The sequence below is a fragment of the Calothrix sp. CBUCES-K 9914 genome (assembly GCF_059640475.1).
Genome location: NZ_JBXXZH010000130.1, coordinates 1 through 25,558 on the forward strand (window position 1 = coordinate 1; position 25,558 = coordinate 25,558).

At 39.0% G+C, this 25,558-nt stretch carries 21 protein-coding genes and 1 pseudogene; 14 read left to right on the top strand and 8 right to left on the bottom strand.

Translation table 11 applies throughout. The features are described 5' to 3' along the window. Nucleotides 1-423 precede the first annotated feature (423 nt). Entirely contained in the window at nt 424-1,605 is a 1,182-nt protein-coding gene (locus AC2JBO_RS25705) for an ATP-binding protein (protein WP_496956473.1), read from the top strand. A 67-nt stretch (nt 1,606-1,672) separates the two neighbouring features. Here AC2JBO_RS25705 and AC2JBO_RS25710 read toward each other — a convergent pair whose 3' ends face one another. Next, entirely contained in the window at nt 1,673-2,161 is a 489-nt protein-coding gene (locus AC2JBO_RS25710; RefSeq protein WP_496956474.1) for a hypothetical protein, read from the bottom strand. A gap of 443 nt (nt 2,162-2,604) precedes the next feature. Between AC2JBO_RS25710 and psaB the strand changes: the two genes are divergently transcribed. After that, entirely contained in the window at nt 2,605-4,833 is a 2,229-nt protein-coding gene (gene psaB, locus AC2JBO_RS25715) for a photosystem I core protein PsaB (protein WP_496956475.1), read from the top strand. A 104-nt stretch (nt 4,834-4,937) separates the two neighbouring features. Here the strand turns inward: psaB and AC2JBO_RS25720 are convergent, their stop codons facing one another. Together AC2JBO_RS25720 and AC2JBO_RS25725 are read right to left on the bottom strand one after the other, a co-directional pair. Next, nucleotides 4,938-5,282, bottom strand: coding sequence for a hypothetical protein (locus AC2JBO_RS25720; protein ID WP_496956476.1), 345 nt, complete (start codon nt 5,280-5,282; stop codon nt 4,938-4,940). A 119-nt stretch (nt 5,283-5,401) separates the two neighbouring features. After that, complete coding sequence (locus AC2JBO_RS25725; protein WP_496956477.1) at nt 5,402-6,418, bottom strand: SDR family oxidoreductase; 1,017 nt, start codon at nt 6,416-6,418, stop codon at nt 5,402-5,404. A gap of 871 nt (nt 6,419-7,289) precedes the next feature. Here AC2JBO_RS25725 and glf point away from each other — a divergent pair. The 3 genes from glf to galE all read left to right on the top strand — a co-directional run bounded on the left by glf (nt 7,290) and on the right by galE (nt 13,124). Continuing rightward, nucleotides 7,290-9,698 carry a UDP-galactopyranose mutase gene (glf, locus tag AC2JBO_RS25730; RefSeq protein WP_496956478.1) on the top strand — a complete coding sequence of 803 codons (2,409 nt, stop codon included), beginning with the start codon at nt 7,290-7,292 and terminating at the stop codon, nt 9,696-9,698. 106 nt (nt 9,699-9,804) lie between these two features. Next, nucleotides 9,805-12,030 (top strand): family 1 glycosylhydrolase, encoded by a 2,226-nt coding sequence (locus tag AC2JBO_RS25735; protein WP_496956479.1) that lies wholly within the window; start codon nt 9,805-9,807, stop codon nt 12,028-12,030. A gap of 95 nt (nt 12,031-12,125) precedes the next feature. Next, entirely contained in the window at nt 12,126-13,124 is a 999-nt protein-coding gene (gene galE / locus AC2JBO_RS25740) for a UDP-glucose 4-epimerase GalE (RefSeq protein WP_496956480.1), read from the top strand. Nucleotides 13,125-13,237: 113 nt separating this feature from the next. Here galE and AC2JBO_RS25745 read toward each other — a convergent pair whose 3' ends face one another. After that, nucleotides 13,238-13,960, bottom strand: a complete 723-nt coding sequence (locus AC2JBO_RS25745; RefSeq protein WP_496956481.1) for a Crp/Fnr family transcriptional regulator — start codon at nt 13,958-13,960, stop codon at nt 13,238-13,240. A gap of 233 nt (nt 13,961-14,193) precedes the next feature. On the opposite strand from AC2JBO_RS25745, the gene AC2JBO_RS25750 reads away from it, so the two are divergent. Beyond that, the gene (locus AC2JBO_RS25750) at nt 14,194-14,820 is read left to right on the top strand and encodes a chemotaxis protein CheB (protein ID WP_496956482.1); all 627 of its coding nucleotides are present in this window, start codon (nt 14,194-14,196) and stop codon (nt 14,818-14,820) included. Between the two features lie 4 nt (nt 14,821-14,824). Here AC2JBO_RS25750 and AC2JBO_RS25755 read toward each other — a convergent pair whose 3' ends face one another. Further along, nucleotides 14,825-15,553 (bottom strand): hypothetical protein, encoded by a 729-nt coding sequence (locus tag AC2JBO_RS25755; protein ID WP_496956483.1) that lies wholly within the window; start codon nt 15,551-15,553, stop codon nt 14,825-14,827. Nucleotides 15,554-16,327: 774 nt separating this feature from the next. Here AC2JBO_RS25755 and hflX point away from each other — a divergent pair. The 7 genes from hflX (at nt 16,328) to AC2JBO_RS25790 (ending at nt 23,544) form a co-directional block, all read left to right on the top strand. After that, nucleotides 16,328-18,013: a GTPase HflX gene (gene hflX / locus AC2JBO_RS25760; RefSeq protein ID WP_496956484.1), complete on the top strand. Its 1,686-nt coding sequence runs from the start codon at nt 16,328-16,330 to the stop codon at nt 18,011-18,013. 51 nt (nt 18,014-18,064) lie between these two features. Next, entirely contained in the window at nt 18,065-18,880 is an 816-nt protein-coding gene (locus tag AC2JBO_RS25765) for a phytanoyl-CoA dioxygenase family protein (RefSeq protein ID WP_496956485.1), read from the top strand. A 77-nt stretch (nt 18,881-18,957) separates the two neighbouring features. Further along, entirely contained in the window at nt 18,958-20,214 is a 1,257-nt protein-coding gene (locus AC2JBO_RS25770) for an ATP-grasp domain-containing protein (protein ID WP_496956486.1), read from the top strand. A gap of 47 nt (nt 20,215-20,261) precedes the next feature. Next, nucleotides 20,262-21,140: an isoaspartyl peptidase/L-asparaginase family protein gene (locus AC2JBO_RS25775; protein WP_496956487.1), complete on the top strand. Its 879-nt coding sequence runs from the start codon at nt 20,262-20,264 to the stop codon at nt 21,138-21,140. A gap of 781 nt (nt 21,141-21,921) precedes the next feature. Then, complete coding sequence (locus AC2JBO_RS25780) at nt 21,922-22,128, top strand: high light inducible protein (RefSeq protein WP_496956488.1); 207 nt, start codon at nt 21,922-21,924, stop codon at nt 22,126-22,128. 37 nt (nt 22,129-22,165) lie between these two features. Further along, nucleotides 22,166-22,726: a general stress protein gene (locus AC2JBO_RS25785; protein ID WP_496956489.1), complete on the top strand. Its 561-nt coding sequence runs from the start codon at nt 22,166-22,168 to the stop codon at nt 22,724-22,726. Nucleotides 22,727-22,818: 92 nt separating this feature from the next. Next, the gene (locus AC2JBO_RS25790) at nt 22,819-23,544 is read left to right on the top strand and encodes a DUF72 domain-containing protein (protein WP_496956490.1); all 726 of its coding nucleotides are present in this window, start codon (nt 22,819-22,821) and stop codon (nt 23,542-23,544) included. Here AC2JBO_RS25790 and AC2JBO_RS25795 read toward each other — a convergent pair. Beyond that, the gene (locus AC2JBO_RS25795; protein ID WP_496956491.1) at nt 23,541-23,714 is read right to left on the bottom strand and encodes a hypothetical protein; all 174 of its coding nucleotides are present in this window, start codon (nt 23,712-23,714) and stop codon (nt 23,541-23,543) included. The two genes, AC2JBO_RS25790 and AC2JBO_RS25795, sit on opposite strands and share 4 nt — an antisense overlap. Before the next feature lie 277 nt (nt 23,715-23,991). Here AC2JBO_RS25795 and AC2JBO_RS25800 point away from each other — a divergent pair, with 277 nt between their 5' ends. Continuing rightward, nucleotides 23,992-24,153 (top strand): hypothetical protein, encoded by a 162-nt coding sequence (locus AC2JBO_RS25800; RefSeq protein WP_496956492.1) that lies wholly within the window; start codon nt 23,992-23,994, stop codon nt 24,151-24,153. 52 nt (nt 24,154-24,205) lie between these two features. Here the strand turns inward: AC2JBO_RS25800 and AC2JBO_RS25805 are convergent, their stop codons facing one another. Both AC2JBO_RS25805 and AC2JBO_RS25810 read right to left on the bottom strand, forming a co-directional pair. Beyond that, nucleotides 24,206-24,454: a hypothetical protein gene (locus tag AC2JBO_RS25805; protein WP_496956493.1), complete on the bottom strand. Its 249-nt coding sequence runs from the start codon at nt 24,452-24,454 to the stop codon at nt 24,206-24,208. 160 nt (nt 24,455-24,614) lie between these two features. Further along, nucleotides 24,615-25,419 (bottom strand): annotated as a pseudogene (locus AC2JBO_RS25810) (ABC transporter permease). Nucleotides 25,420-25,558: the final 139 nt, after the last annotated feature.

The following is a 25,558-nucleotide window of genomic DNA, read 5'->3' on the forward strand; positions in this document are numbered from 1 at the left end:
GAACTGCGAATTGCGAATTGGAGGTGACGTAGTAGGTTTTAGCTTAACTTGACGCTAATGGCAAGGATGCCCACTCCACAAGAAATATTAGCAAGAAATTTAGATACTTTATAGTAATCTTTGTACCCACATAAACTATACTAAGCAAGTTTGCTATCGCTTTTCAAAACTTTACAATTAATGTGTTAATGAATACATAAAGAATTAATAGAATCTCCTTCCAAAGACATAAAAAAAATAATCAAATTAGTAGTAATCTAGATATAAATGAGTTGTTTTAGAAAATATATAGAGACGTGTAAACCTTTATGTTTGTTCCGTAAAGCGGCGCTTTTACTAAAGGATAAAAATTAATTACGTCTCTACTTAGTCGTTTCTACCTTTGACTGAATTGTGTAGAGGAAATTTATAATTTTTTAACTAATGGGTTTTAGTCAATTGCTTCATCAAAAAGCTGACGCAATTATTAATAATTGGGTTAGAGCAGTTTACTCGGATACAGAGATTCAGAGCAACAATTCACTACCTTCTACAAGTGTAAAAAATCATATACCTCATTTGTTAGCAGCAATGGCAAATATAATTTTTCAAGCAACCGAAGATGACATTAAATCACTAGTTTGGGCAAGTTTTTCACATGGTACTGAGAGAGCCAAATTAGGTTTTGAGCCTACTGAAATCGCGCGTGAGTACTATTTATTGCGTCAAGAAGTACTGTCAGCATTAGAAAGTGATTTACAGTTTGCCACAAGTGCAGAAGTTATTCGCGTTGTAAAGTTGATTGATGCAGTAATTGATGAAGCTATTGCTCAAGCGTTTGTAAGTTATACAGAGGAGCGGGTGCTTGAAATGGAGCAGTTGCATACCCAATTAATACTGACTAACGAGGAATTAAATCGTTTGGTAAATGCAACTCAGGAAAATCTTTCTCACTTAGCACATGAACTTAAAACTCCATTAAACTCAATTATTAACTACTCAGATTTATTTTTGCGCCAAGTTCGACAGCGTTCTGAATTAAAAGATTCTGTTCCTCGCGTTGAAAACATTGAACGCGTGTTACGTAATGGGCGCCAGTTAATTTGCTTAATAAATTCCGCGTTGGAACTATCCCGATGTGAAGCTGGAAAAATGCAACTACGGTTAATCAATTCGGGTGTAAAGTGTGTAATTAATAGTGCAATTGAAATAATGGAGCCGTTAGCGCAAGCAAAAGAATTGCCAATAATAGTAGATTGTACACTTGCTCCAGATAAAATTATAACAGACCCTCTACGATTACAGCAAATTATTACAAATCTTCTTAGTAATGCGATTCGCTACACAGGGTCAGGGAGTATTACATTAGCTTGCTATACTTTATCTGAAACTAAGTGGATGATTGTAATTATGGACACTGGAATTGGAATTCCTGAAGCAGAACATTCGCGCGTGTTTGAGCCGTTTTATCGAGGTGCCTCTAGCGCGCGTAAACCTGATAGCACTGGTTTAGGGTTGCCAATTGTTAAGCAACTAGTAAAACTCATGCAGGGCGAAATTTTCCTAGAATCGAAGGTTGGGGTTGGTACTACTTTTACTGTGATTTTCCCTACAGAAGTAAAATAATCCTATTAAGCTAATCTGAACAACTATTTATATCATTAGATATATCAAAAGGCGCCAACTCAGATGCTTAAACAGTTGAATTATAGATTGCATTGAGAAGTTGAGCCAAATATTCGCTTATTGGCTGTTTGCTGCTCAAAATGTCTTGAGCAACTACTTTAGCCTCAGTAAGCGTAAGCATATCTGATTTCAATGCTTTATTCACATCTTCACTTGTATAATTCAATTCTTGCTGTAAGAATTGTAACTCTAATTCTTTCACGAGTAGAACTTGTTTGAGATTTTCGACTTGTGTACTCAAAAACTTGACTTCATCTTGTGTTGTCAAAGCATTAGTACTCTTATAATCTTGTGATAGCTCCTGACGACTATTTTGATTTATTTGGTAATAATCAAACAGCAGTTGTTCAATTTTATTAATAGCTTGCTCTAAATTTTTAAAATAATTTGCGCTTTCAGATGATGAACAAGTTTTTGACTGTTCATTTTTTAATGCGTATATACCAATCAATTTCTCTTTTGACCTGTTGTTTATATGATTACTATTTGAATCCATATATATATATATTTATTTATCTACCAATGCAAGTTATTTCACAATTTTAACTTATCAAAGGCAATAAAAACAGACACAAAGTATGTTTTTTAATTTACGAATTAGTATTTCCACCGTATTAATTTATTCGTCGTTTGTCTGTACGCTACCGTAGGCACCAAATTTATTTTGACTTTAAAAAAATTGATAACATCACAGAGTAAGATGAGAAACTTTCCCCTCTATCAATGTGTTAGTGAACACAAAATAAATTAATAACAATCTCTTCCCTAGGTTATAGAAACAGTAAGCATTTATAGTAGTAGCTTTTATATTGAAGAGTTACTTCTGTGGGAGTGAACCGCATCGCTGCTACATTTATCGTCAACTTTATTTTCTTCAATTCATCACAAGCCTTTTCTACTTTGTTGCAATTAACTAAAAGGAGGACGTAAGTAGAATACATGGCAACAAAATTCCCTAAATTTAGTCAAGACCTTGCCCAAGACCCAACCACTCGCCGACTATGGTACGCGATGGCTATGGGTAATGATTTTGAGAGTCATGACGGAATGACTGAAGAGAATCTTTACCAAAAGATTTTCGCTACTCACTTCGGTCATGTGGCAATCATTTTCTTGTGGACATCTAGTCTGCTGTTCCATGTTGCTTGGCAAGGAAATTTTCAACAGTGGATTAAAGACCCAATCCATATTCGTCCCATTGCTCATGCAATTTGGGATCCACACTTTGGTAAAGCAGCAATAGATGCTTACACCCAAGCCGGAGCTTCTAACCCAGTCAACATTGCTTACTCTGGTGTTTACCATTGGTGGTACACCATTGGTATGCGAACAAACAATGACTTGTATCAGGGTTCAATATTCCTTTTACTGTTAGCAGCATTGTTTCTGTTTGCTGGTTGGTTACATTTACAACCTAAGTTTCGTCCAAGTTTGGCTTGGTTCAAGAGCGCTGAACCTCGTTTAAACCACCATTTAGCTGGTTTATTTGGAGTCAGTTGTTTAGCTTGGGCTGGTCACTTAGTTCACGTTGCTATTCCAGAATCGCGCGGTATTCATGTCGGTTGGGATAACTTTCTAACGACACTACCGCATCCAGAAGGTTTGGTGCCTTTCTTTCGAGGTAACTGGGCTGTATATGCTGAAAATCCAGATACTGCTGGACATATATTTAATACATCCCAAGGCGCCGGAACTGCAATTCTGTCATTTTTAGGTGGTTTTCATCCACAAACACAGTCTTTATGGCTGACGGATATGGCGCATCACCACTTGGCATTAGCAGTTATTTTCATTGTTGCTGGTCACCAGTACCGGACTAACTTTGGGATTGGTCACAGTATCAAAGAAATGCTCAATGCGAGAAATTTCTTTGGCGTTAAAACTGAAGGTCAATTCAACTTACCTCACCAAGGACTATACGATACCTACAATAACTCGCTGCATTTTCAATTATCGATTCACTTGGCAGCGCTAGGTACTGCTCTTTCTTTGGTCGCGCAGCATATGTACGCTTTACCTCCTTATGCTTTTATGGCTAAGGATTATACAACTCAGGTAACTCTGTACACGCACCACCAATATCTTGCTGGCTTCTTCATGATTGGCGCCTTTGCCCACGCTGCAATTTTCTGGGTTCGAGATTATGACCCAGAACAAAATAGGGGCAACGTACTTGACCGGGTACTCAAACATAAAGAAGCGATTATTTCGCACTTGAGTTGGGTATCTCTGTTCCTTGGGTTCCACACTTTGGGATTATACGTTCACAATGACGTAGTAGTTGCATTTGGAACTCCTGAGAAGCAAATCTTGATTGAACCTGTGTTTGCTCAGTTTGTTCAAGCAGCGCAAGGTAAAACCCTATATGGTATGAATGTGCTGCTGTCGAATCCAGATAGCTTGGCGTTCACAGCTTACCCAAATCACGCTAACATGTGGTTGCCAAATTGGTTAGATGCAATTAACTCTGGTGCCAACTCTTTATTCCTAACTATTGGCCCTGGAGATTTCCTAGTTCACCATGCTATCGCCTTAGGTCTACACACCACTACATTAATTTGTGTTAAGGGTGCATTAGACGCGCGTGGAACAAAGTTAATGCCTGATAAGAAAGACTTTGGTTTCACCTTTCCCTGTGATGGTCCAGGTCGTGGTGGTACTTGTCAAACTTCCGGTTGGCAACAGTCTTTCTTCCTCGCAATATTCTGGATGCTCAACTTGCTTGGATGGACAACTTTCTACTTCCATTGGAAGCACCTTGGTATCTGGCAAGGAAACGTAGCTCAGTTCAACGAACATTCTACTTACTTGATGGGCTGGTTCCGCGATTATTTATGGGCAAACTCTGCTCAAGTTATTAACGGCTACAACCCTTACGGTACAAGTAACTTTTCTGTATGGGCTTGGATGTTCTTGTTCGGACACCTTGTATGGGCAACTGGTTTCATGTTCCTCATCTCTTGGCGTGGTTACTGGCAAGAGTTGATAGAAACTTTAGTTTGGGCACACGAACGTACTCCGTTAGCTAACTTAGTCCGCTGGAAAGATAAACCTGTTGCTTTAACCATCGTCCAAGGCTGGTTAATTGGTTTGATTCACTTCACAGTTGGTTATATCCTTACTTTCGCAGCGTTTATCATACCTGCAACCGCTGGTAAATTTGGATGATGTTTTGACACTATTTGACTTAAAAATTTGATATTCTCTAACCTTTAGCCATTTTCCCTCTTACTGTGCCAGTATAGAGGGAATTTATTTTTCTTGACTAATATTTATTGATGGCTGCGCTCTTGACGACATTGATTTTTAAGCATTATCAAGTGTGCCTTAATTTGTGTTTGGAGCGAATTATACAGGTTGGCGCCACTGTGTCGGATAATTGACTCAGTTGGCATTTTATGTGTATTAGAATGAAAATTAATCCAATCTAGTTGTGTTTTAGCTGCTTGTTCAACTCCCCGTAAACCATCCTCGTCGCCAGTAGCATCAGCGTAATGCATTGCAGCACACAGCGCATGATAAGCTGTTTCGTAAAATTCGTTCTCGAATGCTTCTTTACTAATTGCCATTAATTGTGAGTACATGTCACTGTCTTTGCTACTTGTTGTGTCTGGCATTGTTTTTTTCATTCAACAACACATTTATTATAGTGTCGTTAAAAAATACGGCGCCCTTTTATGTGAAAGTGGCGCCGTAATTAGTTAGAAACCTGGTTTCAAGAAGAAACCAGGTTTCTTTAGCTTACAAATGCGGATGTTGTAAAAAACCAAAGCGTTAAGGCAAGGGTGGCAATAGCGACTGTTGTACTTACTGGGTGCTTCTGGGCTTTTACATACCAGCTTCCCGAACGAATCCATCCTTGATGTGTTCCCCGCTCATGCATTCCATAACCAGGTTTGTAAAGCGCGTTGTCTTCCCTATCTTTTGAAGGACGGTCAGATTGTTGAGAATAATACATCCATGCTTCCATTAACTTATCCATAAGTCGCGGCGCCAAAGCACCCAGCCCTGCAAATAACTTAGCTTGAAAACCAACGTACATATCCCGCTTTTGATGCTCTGCTGAAAATAAAATCGCTTCAGCTACCGTTTCTGGTGGATATATCATGCCCCGATGTGCTGGTTGCTTAGGCATATAATTACGAGCATGTTCATTATATGGAGTGTCGATTCGTCCAGGGTGAATTAATGTCACCGAGACAGGTATCTTTTCTTTTTCCAACTCCATACGCAGCGCATCCGTCCACCCATGAAGCGCATGTTTGGCACAGCAATAAGTTGATTGAACTGGTGTTGCACGGTCTCCGAAAAAGCTGCCAATATTAATGAGCGCACCACTACTCCCACGCTCTTTAAAATGTCTGACAGCAGCGCGCGAACCGTAAACAACACCCCAAAAGTCTGTATCAAACATCCGCTTAATATCTGGTATGGTTACGTCCATGCAGTGACCAAATATTGATACTCCTGCATTATTAACCCAAGTATCAAAGCCGCCAAATTCTGCAATTGCTTTCTCTGCAATACGATTAACATCTTCTTCTTGTCCGACGTCGGCGCCTACATAAATTGCTTGACCACCTTTATCGCAAATTTCATTCACAAGCTGACTTAGAGCTTCTTCGTTGCGCGCCGCTAACACAATCTTTGCACCCTGAGCAGCAGCCATTCTAGCGGTGACTAGCCCAATTCCGCTACTAGCGCCTGTAATCACTATTACTTGATTTCGGAGAGGTTTGAGTGAAATAGCCATAATTTGTTAGTTTATATCAAATAGAGTAACCTTGAATTATTCGTAAACATTCAAATCTAGAGAAACGATTAAATTGAATTAGGGTAACTTTTGGAGGCATTATTAACCATCTCTATATAATTTATCTTTCGTCAACTTTAAATTTATCCTTAAAAAGAAGTAGATTTACCTTAAATTCTTTTGCTACTTTAGATACAAATTAAACTATAAAAATTCATCAAGGGTAATCGCAATTAAGGGCGGGCAAGGATGCCCACTCCACAATAAATTTTAGATACTTTATACTAATGAATTCAAAGGCGCCTATAGCAGTCCTAAATCATTTGTAAAATCCACACTAGTAGAGACGCGATTAATCGCGTCTCTACGTGAATATAATTTTTACAACTCATATAGGATTGCTATATATATTATCGCTTAAATATAAATAAATCTGTTCATATTAAATAATTTTGTGATTATAGATACAAATTAAACGATTGCAGTTTTGAATGATTCGTATAGAACTGCTATATATCTCTGAACTGTTGAATATGTTAGAAACTTAACACAAATTAATATAATTGGACTTAGTAAATTAATTTTTATTTCATTAAATTACTACTAAAGGTATAGATTGCAAAAAAAGAGTTCAAAACTTTCGACAGAAGAGAAATAAGTTTAAATTAAGTAACTTTATGTTTATTGCTTTACGAATAAAAATTCAAATAAGTACACACGAATCGTCAAAGGTAATTAAGTAAAATAAAAAAATACTAAACTTCACTTCATATCTTACAGGATTCTGTCTGCCCTTATTTTGTGAAGTTTTAGAACTTATATCATTTGTAAAATACTCTGATTCGATATTCATCAAAAATCGAGAACATATATGGTAGCCCAAAAACCTCAAACCAGTAACGGTAGCAGTAACGGAAAAACAAATATAGTCGAAAATATACTCGAAACTGAACAACTGTTATCGAAAACTATATCGGATAAAAACTTTCGAGCAATTGCTTCACATACACCAGATATAGTGTGTCTATCACATTTACGTTGGAACTTTGTTTACCAAAGACCACAGCATCTTCTCAGCCGTTGTGCTGCTGGTAGCAGGGTGTTTTTTATCGAGGAGCCAATTTTTACACCAGAAGAAGTCTGGCACCTTGAAGTGACTCAAGATAAAAATGGAGTTTGGGTTGTAGTACCTCACCTTCCCCAAAATTTGAGCCAAGATGCTATAAACCCAGATTTAAAAGTACTGATTGATCAGCTGTTTGCAGAATATAATATTAACAAATACATCTGTTGGTACTATACACCAATGGCTATAGCTTTTACACGTCACTTACAACCAGAAGCTATAGTATATGATTGTATGGATGAGTTAGCTGCATTCAAAGGCGCCTCTACTACTTTGAAAGATTACGAAGCAGAATTATTCCAGCGCGCGGACTTAGTGTTTACTGGAGGACAAAGCCTTTACGAAAGTAAAGTAAATCAACACTCAAACGTTTATGCATTTCCTAGTAGTGTTGATGTTCCACACTTTGCACAAGCACGAACTATTAAAGACGAACCAGCAGACCAAGCAAATATTCCTCATCCTCGTCTAGGCTTTTTTGGCGTTATAGATGAACGTATGGATATTGAGTTGCTTGCTGGTATTGCTTCAGAGCGTCCTGACTGGCATCTAGTCATGATTGGGCCAGTTCTAAAAATAGACCCAGCAACTTTACCCAAACACGAAAATATTCATTATCTGGGTGGGAAAGATTATCAAGATTTACCTGCTTATCTTGGTGGATGGGACTTAGCGATGTTGCCATTTGCGCGTAATGAGTCAACACGCTTTATTAGTCCGACAAAAACTCCAGAGTATCTTGCCGCAGCTAAACCTGTAGTATCGACCTCAATTCGAGATGTGGTACGTCCTTATGGAGACTTAAATTTAGTACGAATTGCTGATACTGCTGTTGATTTTATCGAAAAAGCCGAAAAGGCAATGCAAGAAGATACCCCAACATCCAATTGGTTGAGTCGGGTAGATGCTTTCTTAGAACAAATATCTTGGGATAGAACTTGGAATTCGATGATGCAATTAATAAACGAAACATTAGACACCCAACAAAATGGCAATAGCAGAGCATCAACGCAGAAGAGTGTCTCAACTCCACCAAACGTCATTACCAGAGAATTTTTATTCGATTACTTGGTTGTCGGCGCCGGATTTTCTGGAAGTGTGATTGCAGAAAGACTTGCTAGTCAGTCTGGCAAAAAGGTTCTAGTAGTAGATAAACGTACCCATATTGGTGGTAACGCTTACGACCATTACGACGACCACGGTGTTCTTGTCCATAAATATGGTCCCCACATCTTTCACACTAACTCGCGTGAAGTTTTTGAACATCTTTCACAATTTACGCAATGGCGCTCTTATGAACATCGCGTTCTTGCTAGTGTAGATGGGCAATTGGTTCCTATGCCAATTAACCTTGACACAATCAATCAACTATATGGAATGAACCTAACTTCATTTCAGGTCGAGGAATTTTTCCAATCTGTTGCAGAACCACGCGAACACATCCGTACTAGCGAAGATGTAGTGGTGAGCAAAGTTGGTAGAGAACTTTACGAAAAATTCTTCCGTAACTACACCCGCAAACAATGGGGACTTGACCCATCCGAACTAGACAAATCTGTAACAGCGCGCGTACCAACTCGCACCAACCGCGATAACCGATATTTTACAGATAGTTATCAAGCAATGCCCTTACATAGTTTCACCCGGATGTTCGAGAATATGTTAAATCACCCGAACATCAAGGTGATGCTAAATACAGATTATCGTGAAATTGAAAAAGCAATACCTTGCCGGGAAATTGTTTACACAGGACCTGTTGATGAGTTCTTTGATTACCGCTACGGAAAACTACCATATCGTTCGTTAGATTTCAAACATGAAACTCATAATACCCCGAAGTTTCAGTCGGCGCCTGTAATTAACTATCCAAATGAACACTTGTATACGCGCGTTACTGAGTTTAAGTATTTAACAGGTCAAGAACATGCTAAAACTAGCATTGTTTATGAGTTTCCCAAGGCAGAGGGAGACCCATATTACCCTGTACCGCGTCTTGAAAATCAGGAAATTTACAAGAAATATAAGGCACTGGCTGATGCTACACCTGGAGTGTATTTTGTCGGAAGATTGGCTACATATAAATACTTAAATATGGATCATTGTGTGGCGCAAGCTTTAGCTATGTACAAGCAAATTGCTGTTAGGGTGTTTTAAGAAGATGATCCCCCCCAACCCCCCGTTGATAAGGGGGGGAGCAAGAATGTTCTCTTAAAGCCCCCCTTATTAAGGGGGGATTAATAATAGTTCAAGAATAATAAATATGACTTCTATCTCTAATTCAAATAAAGATAATACTTCAAAACAGCCGTTAGAAATTTGGGCTGGTTTGGAATGTACGGTTAATCGTGTAGGTGAAGAATATTTTGACCAGTTAGAACGCAATGGTCATGATGTGCGTTTATCTGACCTAGATTTATTTGCCGAACTTGGTATACAAGCTATTCGTTACCCTGTGTTATGGGAGCGTGTGGCGCCTTTTGGCTTGGATAACGCAGACTGGTCATGGACGGATGAACGGTTAGAGAGATTACACTCACTTGGTATTCGTCCAATTGTAGGATTAGTACATCATGGTAGCGGCGCCCGTTATACGAGTTTGGTAGACCCAGAATTTCCTGTGAAGTTGGCTACTTTTGCTCGTGCTGTTGCAGAACGCTATCCTTGGGTAACGCATTACACACCAGTTAATGAACCATTGACAACAGCACGTTTTAGTGGATTATACGGTCACTGGTATCCTCATGGACAAGACGAGTTTACTTTTTTGCGTGCTTTGTATGGGCAATGCCAAGGGATAGCTATGTCGATGCAAGCTATTCGTCAAGTTAACCCAAATGCCCAGTTAGTACAAACAGATGATTTAGGAAAGATTTACAGTACTAAAACATTAGCTTATCAAGCAGAGTTTGAAAACGAACGTCGTTGGTTAAGCTTTGATTTGCTGTGCGGTCGAGTCAACTACAATCATCCGATGTGGGGTTATTTACTCCGTTGTGGAATAAGTAAAGCTGAACTTGAGTGGTTTCTAGAAAATCCTTGTCCACCAGATATTATGGGGATTAATCATTACCTTACAAGTGACCGCTTTTTAGATGAGCGCAAAGAACTTTATCCTGCTTCGTCGTATGGAGGTAATACTCACCACGAGTATGCTGATGTCGAAGCGGTACGAGTTTGTGCAGAAGGTACGACGGGTCATAAAGCATTGTTGTTAGAAGTATGGCAGCGTTACAAGCTGCCACTTGCAATTACAGAAGTTCATCTTGGTTGTACTCGTGAGGAACAACTGCGCTGGTTTCTTGAAGCTTGGAATGCTGTACAGGAATTACGAGAAGAACATGTAGATGTACATGCTATTACTGCTTGGTCGTTACTAGGTAGTTATGATTGGAATAGCTTATTAACTCGTTTGACTGGTCACTACGAATCAGGGGTATTTGACTTAAGGTCGGAACTTCCTAGACCAACAGCAATAGCCAAAATGGTACGAGATTTAGCTAAAGGGGACTCAGCTAATCATCCAGTACTTCAGGTGCCTGGATGGTGGCGCCGAGAAGAGCGTTTGTTGTATCCAGCAGTGAGTTGTGGTAATTTTGAATCCCCCCCAACCCCCCGGAATTCGGAGGGAGCTACTGTTCCTAGCTCTTTATCTCCTCTTGTAATTGTTGGTGCCACAGGAACTTTGGGTAAAGCTTTTGCTAGGTTTTGTGAAGTACGCGGTATTACATATCGTTTATTATCGCGTCAAGAGATGGACATTACTAATACAAATTCAATAGATGCTGTTTTAGCTGAATTGAAACCTTGGGCAGTTATAAATGCTGCTGGATATGTTCGAGTGGATGATGCAGAAACGGAACCAGATGTTTGTCTACGAGTAAATACTGAAGGTGCAAAAAACTTAGCTCTTTCGTGCGCGCGACATAATGCTGCTTTTATAACTTTCTCGTCAGACTTGGTTTTTGATGGTACTGTTTTTAATCCGTATGTCGAAAATAATGCTGTGGCGCCTTTAAATGTATATGGGCGTAGTAAGGCTTTGGCTGAGAAGGAAGTGTTAAAAGCTAATCCGGCATCGTTAGTAATTCGTACCAGTGCCTTTTTTGGTCCGTGGGATGATTATAATTTTGTCACAATTGCCTTGCGGCAGTTGAGTGCAGGAAGGACGTTTGCTGCTGCGTTTGATTCAACGGTTTCGCCTACTTATGTTCCTGACTTAGTTAATACTAGTCTTGATTTACTTATAGATGGTGAGTCTGGACTATGGCATCTAGCTAATGTTGGCGCCGTATCTTGGGCAGACTTTGCGCGACTGGCAGCGAAGCGCGCTTCGGTAAGTATTAGCGGTTTAATTACTTTGCCAACACAAGAACTTGGTTTAATTGCTCCTCGTCCTAGCTACAGTGTTCTTGGTAGCAATAGAGGTGAGTTACTACCAAGTCTTGATTATGCTATTGACCGTTACTTCCAAGAGGTAAATTGTTAGCCAAATAATACCGTAAATAATGCCGTCGTCGTAGAGATGTTACATGTAACGTCTCTACAATTATGAAAACAATAACCATTAATAATTTTTAACATATGTCTACAATATTAGTTACAGGTGGCGCCGGATACATTGGTGCCCATGCAGTATTAGCTCTCTTAAATGCAGGTTATCAAGTTATAGTTCTTGATAATTTGTCTTATGGACACCGAGAACTAGTAGAAGAAGTTTTACAAGTGAAGTTAATAGTTGGTGATACAAACGACCGCGCGCTTTTGGATAATATATTTTCAAATCATAATATAGACGCAGTGATGCATTTTGCTGCCTATATAGCAGTAGGTGAGTCGGTGACAGACCCAGCTAAATATTATCGCAATAACGTTACAGGTACCCTAACGTTGTTAGAAGCAATGAATGATGCTTTTATTAAGAAATTTATCTTTTCTTCTACTTGCGCGCTTTATGGTATACCAAAATTTATTCCGCTTACCGAAGACCATCCTATTGACCCCATTAGCCCTTATGCTACCAGTAAATGGATGGTGGAACGAATTTTGTCTGATTTTGATACGGCGTATAATTTGAAATCTGTTCGTTTTCGTTATTTCAACGCTGCTGGCGCCGACCCAGATGGTAACTTAGGTGAAGACCACGAACCGGAGACTCACATCATACCACTTGTGTTATTTGCTGCTTTAGGTAAGCGTGAATCTATTTATATATTTGGTACAGATTATCCTACAGAAGATGGTACATGTATCCGAGATTATATTCACGTAGCTGATTTAGCACAAGCTCATGTGCTGGGTTTAGAGTATTTACTTAAAGGAGGAGAAAGCGAAGTCTTTAATTTAGGTAACGGCAATGGTTTTTCTGTTAGAGAAGTAATAGAAACTGCAAAGCAAGTGACAGGAAAAGACATTAAAATAGTCGAACGTGAAAGAAGACCTGGCGACCCACCTATTTTAGTTGGTAGTAGTGAGAAAGCACGCTACTGTTTAGGTTGGTGCCCAAATTATGCAGACCTAAAAGAAATTATCAACCATGCTTGGCAATGGCATCAAAAGCGACATAGAAGTAATGAGTGCTGAGTGCGCTCGTGCTGACTGAAGAAACTTTCCTACTTTTTTACCTAAACTGTGCTTACTTATTTACTTCTAATAATAACGGCTATGTTTCGAGAAATTGACTCAGAACTCAGCACTCAGAACTTTTCACTATTACCGAGTAAGCGTTCAAAATCGGTCTTGATAATTTTATAACACTCGCACGCAATGTTCTCCATTTGCGGACAGTCGGTTATTTTCATTCTGCCGCGACTATATTGAATAATTCCTGCTTTTTGAAGAACCGCAGCAGTCACGCTTATTGAAGCGCGACGCACACCTAGCATTTGCCCCAAAAACTCATGAGTCATAGGAAACTCGTTTGATCCGACTCGGTCTCGAGTCATTAGCATCCAGCGACAAAATCGCTCTTCAATTGAATGCAGACGGTTACAAGCAGCAGCTTGAGCAATTTGATTAAACAGTGCTTGCGTATAGCGTTGTAATGTACCAAAAAGCGCACTGCCTGGAGTGACTTCTCGTCTAAATACATCTGATTTCATTCGTAGAGCATCGCCAGGAATTTGTGCAAACCCCTCACCTGGAATCATAGTTGCTCCTAGGAATACTGGAAGACCTATGATTCCTTCATTACCTACTGTTGCCACTTCAATTGCTTCACCATTTTCCATGAGACTGAGCAAAGAAACAATACCACCTTCAGGGAAGTAGACATATTCAATCGGTTCGTTGATAGTGTAGAGTATCTGTTTAAGCTCTAAAGAGACTAACTGAAAATGAGGCAGTAAGCGTTCGTACTCTTCTTGAGGTAACGCAGCAAGAAGTCGATTTTTAGAAGTATGGGGGTCTTGGGATGACATAAAAGCCTCGTTTAAGCCAGTTGTATCTCTATTAAATAGATGATGTTACTGGACTAGGCTTCTAACTAAAGACAAATTACTGTGTAAAGAATTTCTGTATGCTAGCGTACATAGGCTAGAATAAAGTTGAGTACGGTAAAGTACAAAAACTTTATGTATCAAAGCTTTAGTTTTATGGTTCGCTTCTGGCGAGCCAGAAGCGAACCACGTTTTGAAAATTTTTGAGCAAAAAAGTGACACATGCACAACAGCACAAAATTTTCTCTCACTTTCCTAATGTTGCCTTCAATGTTGTAGCAATTGCTGCTTCTAGGGGTGGACTAAAAGCTATCAGCCAAATTTTGTCCGCATTACCATCTGACTTCCTATCTGCCATTGTCATTGTGCAGCATTTATCTGGGTGCCATCGTAGTTATACGGCTGAAATACTTAGTAGATATACAACTTTGCATGTTAAGCAAGCAGAACAAGGAGAGTTAGTGCGTCCAGGAACTGTATACACTTGTGTTCCTGATAAGCACCTGTTGGTTAATTTAGACGGTACTCTATGTCTTTCTGATGACCCAAAAATGAATTTTCTCCGTCCCGCAGCTGATAAATTGTTTACGTCGGTGGCACTTAGCTATAAAGCTAGGGCAATTGCAGTTGTTCTTACAGGAAAACAGTCAGATGGCAGTTTGGGAATGCTAGCGATTAAAAAGTATGGTGGCATAGTAATTGCTCAAGATGAAGCTACTTGCGAATGTTTTGATATGCCATCCGCAGCTATTAACACTGGCAAAGTCGATATGGTGTTACCCCTAAATATGATTTCTGAACAATTAGTAAACTTGGTTATGGCGCCACAAGCAGTTGCATAAGTATTTATTTATCTTTCGAGCTTGCGGTTCTACCGATAATGTCTTTAGACTTAGCCTTAAGTTCAGCAAGTTTACTTATTAGCTTTATAGACCTAGTTCTCAGCTCAATACTTTCATCCATCAGCACTTTATCGCTGAACGTTGAATTACTCAATTTATTGTTAATACTGCTATTTTTATTATTAGATTTGGATGTTGTCAAATTATCTATGTTATCTATAGGCGCCAATTCCGAAGCTTCAACGGTTGAATGATAAACAGCGCTAAGGAGCTTTGCTAAACATTCGCTCATTGACTGTTTACCGAACAGCATGTTTTTAGCGAATCCTTTCGCCTCAGCAAGCGTCAGTACTTTTGTATGCAGCGCTGCGGCTAAATCCTGATTTATATAATTTAGTTCTTCCTGTGCCGCTTGCAGTTCAGCTTCCTTGGAAAGTAGCAGTTGTTGAAGACTTTCTACCTGCGCGCTTAAAAGCTTTACTTTATCCTCTGTTGTAATGTCATTACTTTCATGGCATTCTGATACTATAATACGGCTATCTTGATTTGATTCGTAATTATTAAATAGTAATTCTTCAACTTTGTTCATAGCTTGAGTTATTTTACTAAAATAATAATCCATATTTTGAGGCGAAATGCGGTGATTGTTTTCTCCGGTTCCTCCATTGCCATTATTTAAGGTTGTCTTTCGATATTCAGAGATTGTTTTGAGTTTACTATTATCTAAATGCATTGTTCAACCACCATCCGCAAATTCTTGAATCAGTGTTACCTTCTTGAGTGCGGCAATAGTATATGAGAAAATATGTCTATAAAGCCGCTATAATATTACTCTAGTAGTTAATCAGTTAGTTGTCTGTCCGTTACCGTACCGTCAAAAAAATTTTGACTCCAACCAGGAGACTTCCAAAAATTAAATTAACTTACCTCTTGTGGAATGGTTGTCCTCGCCCGTTCTTGTCAAAAATCCTTTTCTAAATGGGCGGGCAAGGATGCCCACTCCACAAGATTACTTTAGATATTTTTTATTTTGATTAGTAGCACAAAAAAACTATTATTGATTATAAAAAGTTAATTCTATGTTTTATATAAAATTAACAAAAATGTATTAAATAACCTCTCACTACAATACTACTCGGTTAAAAATTGAATCCCCCCTAGCCCCCCTTATTAAGGGGGAAAAGAGAGCTTAAAGCCCCCCTTATTAAGGGGGGTTGGGGGGATAAGTTCTGGTACAAAACCTTAACCGAGCAGTATTCCCTCTCAACTATATCTTAAGAAGTAGAAAATATAAAGTTTAAAGGTTGTAATCTATACAAAATCTACAACATATATTTTAATAAAGTTTAGATAAAATTGATATTTAAAGTTTTAGGTTTAAATTACACTTACTCCAGAGAAAAAATATTTGTAGGCTAGTTATTTCTATTGATAGATGAGAATGCATGATAAAAAAGACAAGTATAAAATAAAGAATTTAATTCAAAGTCTTTTCAGTTTAAGTATTATGCAAAATATTTACGGGAACACTCAGGGCATCAAATCAAATCATCTCAAACAATTACAAAAGCTTTACGAGCAACGTCTACCTGGAGATAGATTTGTTACGCCAGAATTTGCTGACGCTTTAGCCACAATTAGTACAGGAATTCATCATCCAGTTTGCTGCTATATTAATCGACGCGGGCAAGTAACTAGAATTGCTGTGGGAACTCCCTTTCAAACTCGAATTCCATTTGAAGAATTAGCTCGTCATAGCGTAGAACACTTGAGTGGTATTCGTTGTGTTGCTACTCAATTTAAATCAGAGGCGCCAGACGAAACTGCATTAGTGGCAATGGCTGGTCAGCGCTTGGATGCTCTTGTGCTGCTAACTGTTGAGTCGGGCAAAGTGAAAGATGCTTTTTTAGCAAATCTTTTCCCTGATATGGAAACTCCTTGGAGAGTTTCACCTGCTATATGTTTAGATGAGCTAACTTCCCAAGATTCTGACGAGTTAATTTATGAATGGGAAAGAGAAATTATTGAAGTCGGGGATACAGTATTTCCGAATCAAGATATGCTTACTGACCAAGATAGAGTTTTACTAGTGGGGTTACAAACGGATAATATTTCTCCTCAAAGGTTTGATTCGGGACTTCAAGAACTTGTAGGGTTGGTAGAAAGCGCTGGAGGTATAGTATTAGATACTGTACGGCAAAAACGCGGTCGTCCCCATCCGCAAACTGTTGTTGGGCAAGGTAAAGTCGAAGAAATTGCCCTTCATGCTCAAAAAGTTAGAGCTAATTTGATTGTTTTTGACCGTGATATTTCTTCGTCTCAAACGCGCAATTTAGAAGACCAGATTGGTATTCGAGTTGTAGACCGCACTGGAGTAATTTTAGATATTTTTGCTCAACGCGCAAGAAGTCAAGCTGGTAAATTACAAGTTGAACTAGCGCAATTAGAGTATATGCTGCCACGATTACGCGGTCACGGTCAAGAAATGTCAAGATTAGGCGCCGGTATTGGTACACGAGGGCCGGGTGAAACTAAATTGGAAACTGAAAGACGAGCTATTCAAAGAAAAATTGCTCAATTACAGCAGCAAGTAAATGATTTGCAAGCACATCGCGACCGCATTCGGCAACAACGACAAAAACAAGATATTCCAGTTGTAGCATTAGTTGGATATACCAATGCAGGTAAATCTACTTTGTTGAATGTATTAACTAATGCAGATGTATATACAGCAAATCAACTTTTTGCGACTCTTGATCCGACAACACGTAAGCTAGTTATTACACAACCCGACCAAGAACGTAAATCAATTTTACTAACCGATACGGTAGGATTTATACATGAGCTGCCACCAGCACTAATGGATGCTTTCCGCGCGACATTAGAAGAAGTGGTAGAAGCAGACGCTTTGCTGCATGTAGTAGATTTATCTCACCCAGCATGGGAAAGCCATATGAAGAGCGTGCAGGAAATACTCGAAGAAATGCCGACAATTCCTGAAAAAAGCTTCATTGCTTTTAATAAAATTGATAAGGCAAATAGCGAAAGTTTAGAAAAAGCACGGCGAGATTATCCTGAAGCAGCGTTTATTTCAGCAACTGGGCGCTTAGGCTTAGAGACATTAAAGTCTTTATTACTACAGGTAATTAATGATACTAGTACACGACAATTTGAGGCACTATATCAACTATAAAGCTGGGTAACAAAAAAACTCTTTTGTAGTCTATTTTGTTAAAATCAAAATATGATTACCAACCTGCACAACTCCCAAAAAATAGAGTCGTTTACCGAATCGGTACTTAAAGACGGCTTCTGTGTGTTGCCCAATCACTTTTCAAAGGCAACACTAGAGACATGGTACTCTGCTTTCATGCCAAAGCTTAGTGAACATATCGCGCGTGAAGGACACTTACGAAATAGAGGCGCCGCCCGCTATTATGTAACTTTACCTTTTCAACCTCCATTCGCTGATACCAGTATTTACGAAGATGAAGATATTCTAGCCATCGTCGAACGTTTGGTAGGTTCAGACTTTGTTATGTGCCAACTAGCAACAGACACACCCTTACTAGGTTCAGAGTTTCAAGACGTACACCGGGATACTCCACCACTCTTCCCCGAAACTGGTATGGAAACTCCCCCTTATCAATTGGCAATCAATTTTCCTTTGGTGGATGTCACCTTGGATAACGGGCCAATTGAAATTGCGTGCGGTACACACATGATGTCCAAAGAAGAAGGATTGCTTCGTATTAATTCGGGTGAAATTAAACTCGAACCGATTACGATGCAACTAGGAGATGTCATGATTCGTGATGTCCGTGGTCTACACCGTGGTACGCCTAACCGCACAGAAACACCTCGTCCAATGGTGGTAATTGGTTATAGTCGTCGTTGGCTATATCGTCCTGAAGTGTCGATTCAAATTCCCCGCGCTGCTATGAACACATTAACCGAACGAGGGAGCCATTTGTTACGCTTTAACCCAATTGTTGAGTCAGTTGATGAAGTAAGCCAAAAAGATATCCAAACTGAGGTTTATCAGTCGTTCGCTTATTAATCTTCTTCTTATATGTAGAGGTGCCAGTTTAATGGCGCCTCTAAGATAATGGTCAGATTGAAAGACCAAAATACTTTATGAACTCCAATAACTTTGATTACTTCCAAGGAACTTCTTTATCTGATTTATTTGCACAAGATGTTGCAGATACATCTTATGCGTTCATCTTGAATTATCCTGCTACTGCTAGTTGGGTAACTTATCCCAACACCCAAAAATACTTAATTCAAGATGGCAGTGACGAAGCCACCAAAACTTCCTATAGTAAAATTTTTCAAAACGAACCTTGGAAAAATCTTGCAGTATTAGGTAATTTAGTTCCAGGTATTCTCATTAGTCCGGCGCCTGAGTTGCTTCTTACATACTGGCACGAGCATTTAAATAGCCATACCAATTTTGAAACACTAAAACAATCTCTTTATTTAGATTGCCTCAACTACACCGCGCGGTTTGATAAATTCATTACCTTATTTCCCTTTGATTGTCTCAAACCCGAAAAACACGCAGTGGCACCTGATACTCATTACCACTTACTCAGCAAAGCAACGTTAGCTGAATTAGGTGTGCCATGTCCAGAATACCAAACCTACAATCTTGATTCTGTAGATATCACAAAGCTCCAACTACCACAATTTCCATACTTAATCAAAACATCTCACGGACTCTCAGGAGAAGGAACTTATATAATTAAGAGTCAAAGCGACTTAGATTACTGTTTTACTGAACTTAAAAAATACCTCGATAGTAAATTACTTTCTATAATTATTGTTTCAGAGTTTATCAAAAATTCTGTAAATAATTATTGTGTTCAGTTTTACATTAGCAAAACGGGAGATATAAAGCTGATTGGTGTAACAAGCCAGGTTGTCACGTCGGAAGGAAATTATATAGGAGGATTGATAAATTATTCCAGTGACATGAAAATTTTCTTTGAGATGATTGCTGCTATCGGTCAATATGCACACAAAAGAGGTTATTTCGGCGTTATTGGTTTCGATGTTCTACAAGACCAAGACGGACACCTTTATGTAATTGACGCTAATTTTCGCGTTAATGGCTCGACTCCACTGTGCTTACAACGTCATGCTCTACTCAGGTTAGGAAAAGAGATAGCAAAGTATTCTACTGATTATCGCATCACTGGTACATTAGAATCCACTCTCAACACCCTCAAACCAGAATTAGAAAGAAAAGACTTTATCATTTTGTCAGCGCAAGAATCTGTCAACTATGGAAAAATTCACACCGAAATCTATGGAATAGTGACAGGAGAAACAATTGAGGAAATGCACCACATCGAGCAAAACCTCAAAAATAAGGGTCTATCACAGTAGGATAGGCATCTTGCCTGTCCTACTTTCACACACAATAGGAGAAATCTGTGACAATAAGTATCATTGTACATGGCGGCGCCAAAACAATTTCAGAAGATAAAATAGAAGCCAATAACGCAGGCTGTTTAGCGGCAGTAGAGGCTGGTTGGAAAGTTCTGAAAAATGGAGGTACTGCTCCAGAAGCGGTTGAAGCAGCCGTTCGAGTTTTGGAAGCTGACCAAACATTTAATGCTTCAATGGGCGCCGTTCTCAACAACCAGGGAGAAGTTGAGCTAGATGCAGCAATTATGGAGGGTGCTAACTTCGGATGGGGAGGAGTCGCAGCAGTCCAGGGAATACCCCATCCTATATCAGTCGCGCACAAAATAATGGGTAAAAAACCAATGTTTCTAGTGTCTCATGGTGCAGAACGCTTTGCCAAAGAAAACGGAATTGAGATGTGTCCCAAACAAGACCTAGTTGTTGAGGAGCTACGCGAAGAGTGGGAAGAAGAGAAAGAAGTTACTGACCGTCCCAACACAGTTGGTTGTGTAGCTTTGGATAGTCAAGGACTCTTAGCTGCGGGTACTTCAACTGGAGGCCTTATGAATCAGTTTCAAGGTCGCGTTGGTGATAGTGCCATAATTGGTTCAGGCTTATTCGCTGATAATAAATACGGCGCCTGTTCCACAACGGGTGATGGCGAATCGATTATACCAGTGGTTCTAGCTAAAACAGCAATTGACTTTTTAGCTGGAGACAAACACCCAGACGAAGCGGCGCAAATGGCAATTGAAACTCTCAAATCTAAAGTGACAGGAGAAGCGGGTTGTATTCTGATAGACCCTCAAGGACGTATTGGCTGGGCACATAACTCATCAGACATGGCATGTGCCTATATGACTGATTCACATGAAAAACCAGCTGTATTCACAAAGAAAAACTAGTAGTAAGTGGGGCATAGTCCCACCTACTATCTACTATCGAAACTAATCATTTTACCCTAACTTGTTAAAATATATTTTTGTATTTATAGACACTATATATATATATTAATATTACAATCAATCTATAGATAGAAAACATTATTTGACCGCTACTAGTATATTAAAAAATATAAGGAGTGGCGCTAATTAGAAGGGTGTTTATCTTGACTAATTTGGGTGGCTCATAATTAGCTATATGAATCTGGTATTCTACACACGAATCTACACTAAACATTAGTTTTAGTGTAGATTTATATTTTTAAGCTTCATAATTAGAATGATAAATAGCTAGTTTAGTTTTTTCATCAAAAATCAGATTTTTTAGCCACATTGAAAAATAGTATATGGCTGTCAGGATTTGCCTCTTGGCTGTTTGGGATAACAGATAGAACTATCGCTTCGTTCTCGGATAGCTGATATCTTGCACCTACACCCGCGCGTGGGTGGGGCTAATATTCCTGTTGAAGAAAATCATAGCCCAAGTTATTGGCAAATGTAAAAAGCGCTACACTGATTTTTAATTTAATTTATTTCTTTGTCATGTAAATAAATTAAGTATTTATACTATGATGAAATTACTTTAGAAATCCTTCACGCACTTTCGCAGGTGTTTATGGTAAACACCTGTGATTTTTTTAATGCCTAATACATCGTAAATAACTATTCATTCTAAAGACAGAGAACTGCAATCGTAATAGTAACTAACATTTGGATGTAATAGAGTAATTAAAGAGTACTTGCAATGACAACTAATACTAAGAAAGCAACCGAATTACCTGGTGTCGCCAGAGCATATAACGGCGCCGACCGCAATGCTTGGATTTTTGGTTGGAATCCCCAACAAGAACTATGGAATGGTCGTTTAGCAATGATTGGCTTTGTTTCTTACCTACTTTGGGATTTTGCTGGCTACAGTTTAGTGCGTGATGTACTGCACTTGATACGCTAAACCTCTAATTATGCTTGAAATTTTAAACGAGGACAAAATGACAACTAAAGACGTTGTACATGCATTAGGAGTGTTTGCTAATTCTCAACAAGTAGAACAAGCAGTGAATGCACTTAAAGCTTCCGACTTTCCTATGGAGAAAGTTTCTGTTATAGCTAAAGATGTAGAGAAAGGCGAAAGTATTAGCGAAGCCAAATTAAGCGATACTATTGGTGATCAAGATGTAAATACAACGGGAGCAGTAGGAGATACGCTACAAGCAGCTACTTGGGGCAGTGTGTTAGTTGGGTTGAGTAGTCTGGCACTTCCCGGTTTAGGAGCTATTTTAGCAGCAGGGTCTGTGGGTGTCGCATTAGTTAGTAGCATAGGAGGTGTTGCTGTGGGAGCAGCAGCAACTCAGAATTTGGTGAAAGCATTAGGTGATTTGGGTGTACCTGAAGAGCGAGCTAGAGTTTATAGCGACCGCCTCCAGCAGAGTTACTATATGCTTATATTGGATGGCACAAAAGAAGAAATTGAGCGCGCGGAGCCAATACTACGTGACCAAAATATTGAATATTGGGATATTTATGATTCGCTCCAAACTCAAAATGCATAAAGACTCAAACTAATCAAAACACACAGTAAAAAAATGGTTACAACCCTTGAGTAGAAGATATAACTGAGACAATTAAATGAGTAAGCTGCAAATTGGTTCGCTTCGGATGGGTTTATAAGCATTGGATGGAGATTTTCTATCCACTGCGTTTGCATAGCGACCAGCAACTATCATTTTACGCTCAACACTTTTCTACTGTAGAAATTAACTTTTTCTTTTATTGTTTGCCAGAGCGGTCTGTGTTTGAAACTTGGCGTCAACAAACACCTTCCAACTTTCTTTTTGCCGTCAAAGGCAGTCGCTATCTCACCCATATGAAGAATTTGAAAGACCCAGTAGAACCGTTAGAGCGACTAATGGAGCGTGCGTCTGGTTTAGAAGAAAAGCTTGGCCCTATTTTATTTCAGTTTCCTCACACTTGGCACATTAATATTGGGCGCCTTCAGCCGTTTTTAGAATTACTGCAAACCTATCCACAACAACGATTTATCTTTGAATTCCGTCATCAGAGCTGGCTAATACCCCAAGTTTACAAACTATTGGAAAATGCCGATGCTGCTCTTTGCCTACCTGTAAGCCCAACAGTTTCCCTTGATGTATCTTTAACTACCTCTTGGACTTATATTCGGATGCATAGTGGGCAATGGGGTGTAGGTTATAACGATGAAGAGCTATCTATATGGGCTGAACGTATCCGTTCATTTCTTACACAGAATATTGACGTTTACGTGTACTTCAATAATGACCTCGATGGACATGCTATTCGCGATGCTCAGAGATTGTATATTTTGCTGGGTATTGTTGAAGTACTTGCTTAGATTTTTTTTTGAGAATGCTTATTAATTTCTAAATACCTTTCCCAAAAAGCTTGATTAGTAAGCTCAGGTAAAGTCTCTTTATAAATTTGTTTAATAGTTGGAAATTTGATTAATACTCTTACAGCAATTGCAATTGTCTTAAACAAAACTTGAAAAAATTCTTCGCTCATTGGATAGAGGTTAATATGTTCGCTCTATCTCAAGATGTAGCCGATTGTTAAATTATTTTGTTATCTAATATACGATATAACTTGATACTAAAATTTCTATTTGCTGTTACACTCAACATCTAGCATTGCTATATGTTAGAAACCTTTGTGGCATTTTTAAAGTTATAATTCTCATCTTGCTCCTGCTACTTACTCAACTTCTGTAAACCAAGACGGTATACCGATTCAGCGTTATTTACCTTATGCAGCTTCTCGCACTTGGCATTTACAACTCGCGGTGTTTTGGATTGCTACTTGCTGGTTAGCAGCAGGATTATATTTTGGACTTCGCTTTGGTAAGCATGAACCGAAGTTACAAGCTTGGGGCAATGCTGCCTTGTTAGTAGCTTTGACGGTTGTTGTCGTTGGTTCTCTTGTAGGCGCCTTCCTACTTAAATAATTTATATATTGATTTAACTTGTCATAGCGTCCTGTATGAACGCACCCGACCATTAACAATAAAAATCGCTTCTATCGAGAATAACCTCACCATAGTCTGGTACCCAGGCAACCCAAGTGTCTGGGGATTCTTGACAGAGTAATTTAGCTTCATCAAATGCATACTCGCTAGGCGATTGCAGCAGTTTAACCCATGTATCGCGAGTGTAGGTGATGTGACAAACCGGGTTCCAACCTGAAACTATCGCTCTAACGAGGGCGGGCGTTAGTGGGCAAACTGGATGGGTTGTTTGAAGAGACATTACCTTCCTCCATTGAAACTTGTGAAAACACTTTCCCTTAACCGAGTTAGAGAGAAGTAATTAAAATAATTTCTGTATTCATTTTTACAGAATGTTGGGCTAATGCCTTAATTACAGTGAAAAAGTTAACAAATCTTGACAAAATCTACAATGCTGTTCATTATAGTAAATCCATGAATGAATGCTGCAAGGAGCGGAAAAAAGTTATACCCAACGTTAAAAAAATTATTCCACTTAATAATGATTGCCCAATCAAGGATACATCTGGCATGGTGCCTGATAAAGAAATTTGGCGGATACTTTCAATTACTGGCATTAAAGGATTAAGTATCAACAAAGACCTAACTGATGCAGGTACAATTGTTGCTGGGTAAAATATAGGACTACTCAACCACAACATAAATACAATCAACTCATAGAAGTAAGGTAAATCTCGAAAAAATACAAATAGCGCACTCACTAGTAGGCTAATACCAGTACATACCAAAATTAGCCCTATTAAAGGAAACACTAATGCAATTACATTGATTAGACTCCTAGAATTAACTAACGTCATAATAGCCAGTAATGGAAATACCCCAATTGAAAACTGAAAAATATTTGCTGTAACCAACGAGACAGGAAAAATATTTACTGGCAAGCAAATTTTGTTTAACAAAGCTCCATTGTTCACCACACTCCATAATGCTTGTGTAGTAGAAGCTGAGAAAAAGTTAATCACAACCAATCCTGTAAACACTGCCAGCACGTAATTTAAAATTGAGTTGCCATAAATAAGATGCAAACGCAGTTCCAAAAATTGCTGTGTAAACTCCTGTCATTAGTAGTGGATTGAGTAGCGACCAATACACCCCCAGTAATGACCCTCGGTAACGCACCTTCAGATTTCGTGCTACCAAAACTTGTAGCAATTCCCAATAATGCCCTACTTCTCTTTCCTTAAACAGCATTTTTATTTGCAACATCTCCATTTTTCCTCATCGATAGACTTTGCGCGATTATGAGATTAATTCGTAGGGTGGGCACTGCTAGCCCTGTCAAGGTGGCAAAAGTTAGACAATATCCAGAGCGTGAGATAATTATCTACGGTGCCCGCTACGCGGG

Coding starts and splice junctions, on each gene's coding strand:
- galE (WP_496956480.1), top strand. CDS start 12,126: ATGTCTACAATATTAGTTACAGGTGGCGCCGGATACATTGGTGCCCAT.
- AC2JBO_RS25745 (WP_496956481.1), bottom strand. CDS start 13,960: ATGTCATCCCAAGACCCCCATACTTCTAAAAATCGACTTCTTGCTGCG.
- AC2JBO_RS25795 (WP_496956491.1), bottom strand. CDS start 23,714: ATGAGCGAAGAATTTTTTCAAGTTTTGTTTAAGACAATTGCAATTGCT.
- glf (WP_496956478.1), top strand. CDS start 7,290: ATGGTAGCCCAAAAACCTCAAACCAGTAACGGTAGCAGTAACGGAAAA.
- psaB (WP_496956475.1), top strand. CDS start 2,605: ATGGCAACAAAATTCCCTAAATTTAGTCAAGACCTTGCCCAAGACCCA.
- AC2JBO_RS25805 (WP_496956493.1), bottom strand. CDS start 24,454: ATGTCTCTTCAAACAACCCATCCAGTTTGCCCACTAACGCCCGCCCTC.
- AC2JBO_RS25780 (WP_496956488.1), top strand. CDS start 21,922: ATGACAACTAATACTAAGAAAGCAACCGAATTACCTGGTGTCGCCAGA.
- AC2JBO_RS25785 (WP_496956489.1), top strand. CDS start 22,166: ATGACAACTAAAGACGTTGTACATGCATTAGGAGTGTTTGCTAATTCT.
- AC2JBO_RS25735 (WP_496956479.1), top strand. CDS start 9,805: ATGACTTCTATCTCTAATTCAAATAAAGATAATACTTCAAAACAGCCG.
- AC2JBO_RS25765 (WP_496956485.1), top strand. CDS start 18,065: ATGATTACCAACCTGCACAACTCCCAAAAAATAGAGTCGTTTACCGAA.
- AC2JBO_RS25770 (WP_496956486.1), top strand. CDS start 18,958: ATGAACTCCAATAACTTTGATTACTTCCAAGGAACTTCTTTATCTGAT.
- AC2JBO_RS25725 (WP_496956477.1), bottom strand. CDS start 6,418: ATGGCTATTTCACTCAAACCTCTCCGAAATCAAGTAATAGTGATTACA.
- AC2JBO_RS25705 (WP_496956473.1), top strand. CDS start 424: ATGGGTTTTAGTCAATTGCTTCATCAAAAAGCTGACGCAATTATTAAT.
- AC2JBO_RS25710 (WP_496956474.1), bottom strand. CDS start 2,161: ATGGATTCAAATAGTAATCATATAAACAACAGGTCAAAAGAGAAATTG.
- AC2JBO_RS25720 (WP_496956476.1), bottom strand. CDS start 5,282: ATGCCAGACACAACAAGTAGCAAAGACAGTGACATGTACTCACAATTA.
- hflX (WP_496956484.1), top strand. CDS start 16,328: ATGCAAAATATTTACGGGAACACTCAGGGCATCAAATCAAATCATCTC.
- AC2JBO_RS25755 (WP_496956483.1), bottom strand. CDS start 15,553: ATGCATTTAGATAATAGTAAACTCAAAACAATCTCTGAATATCGAAAG.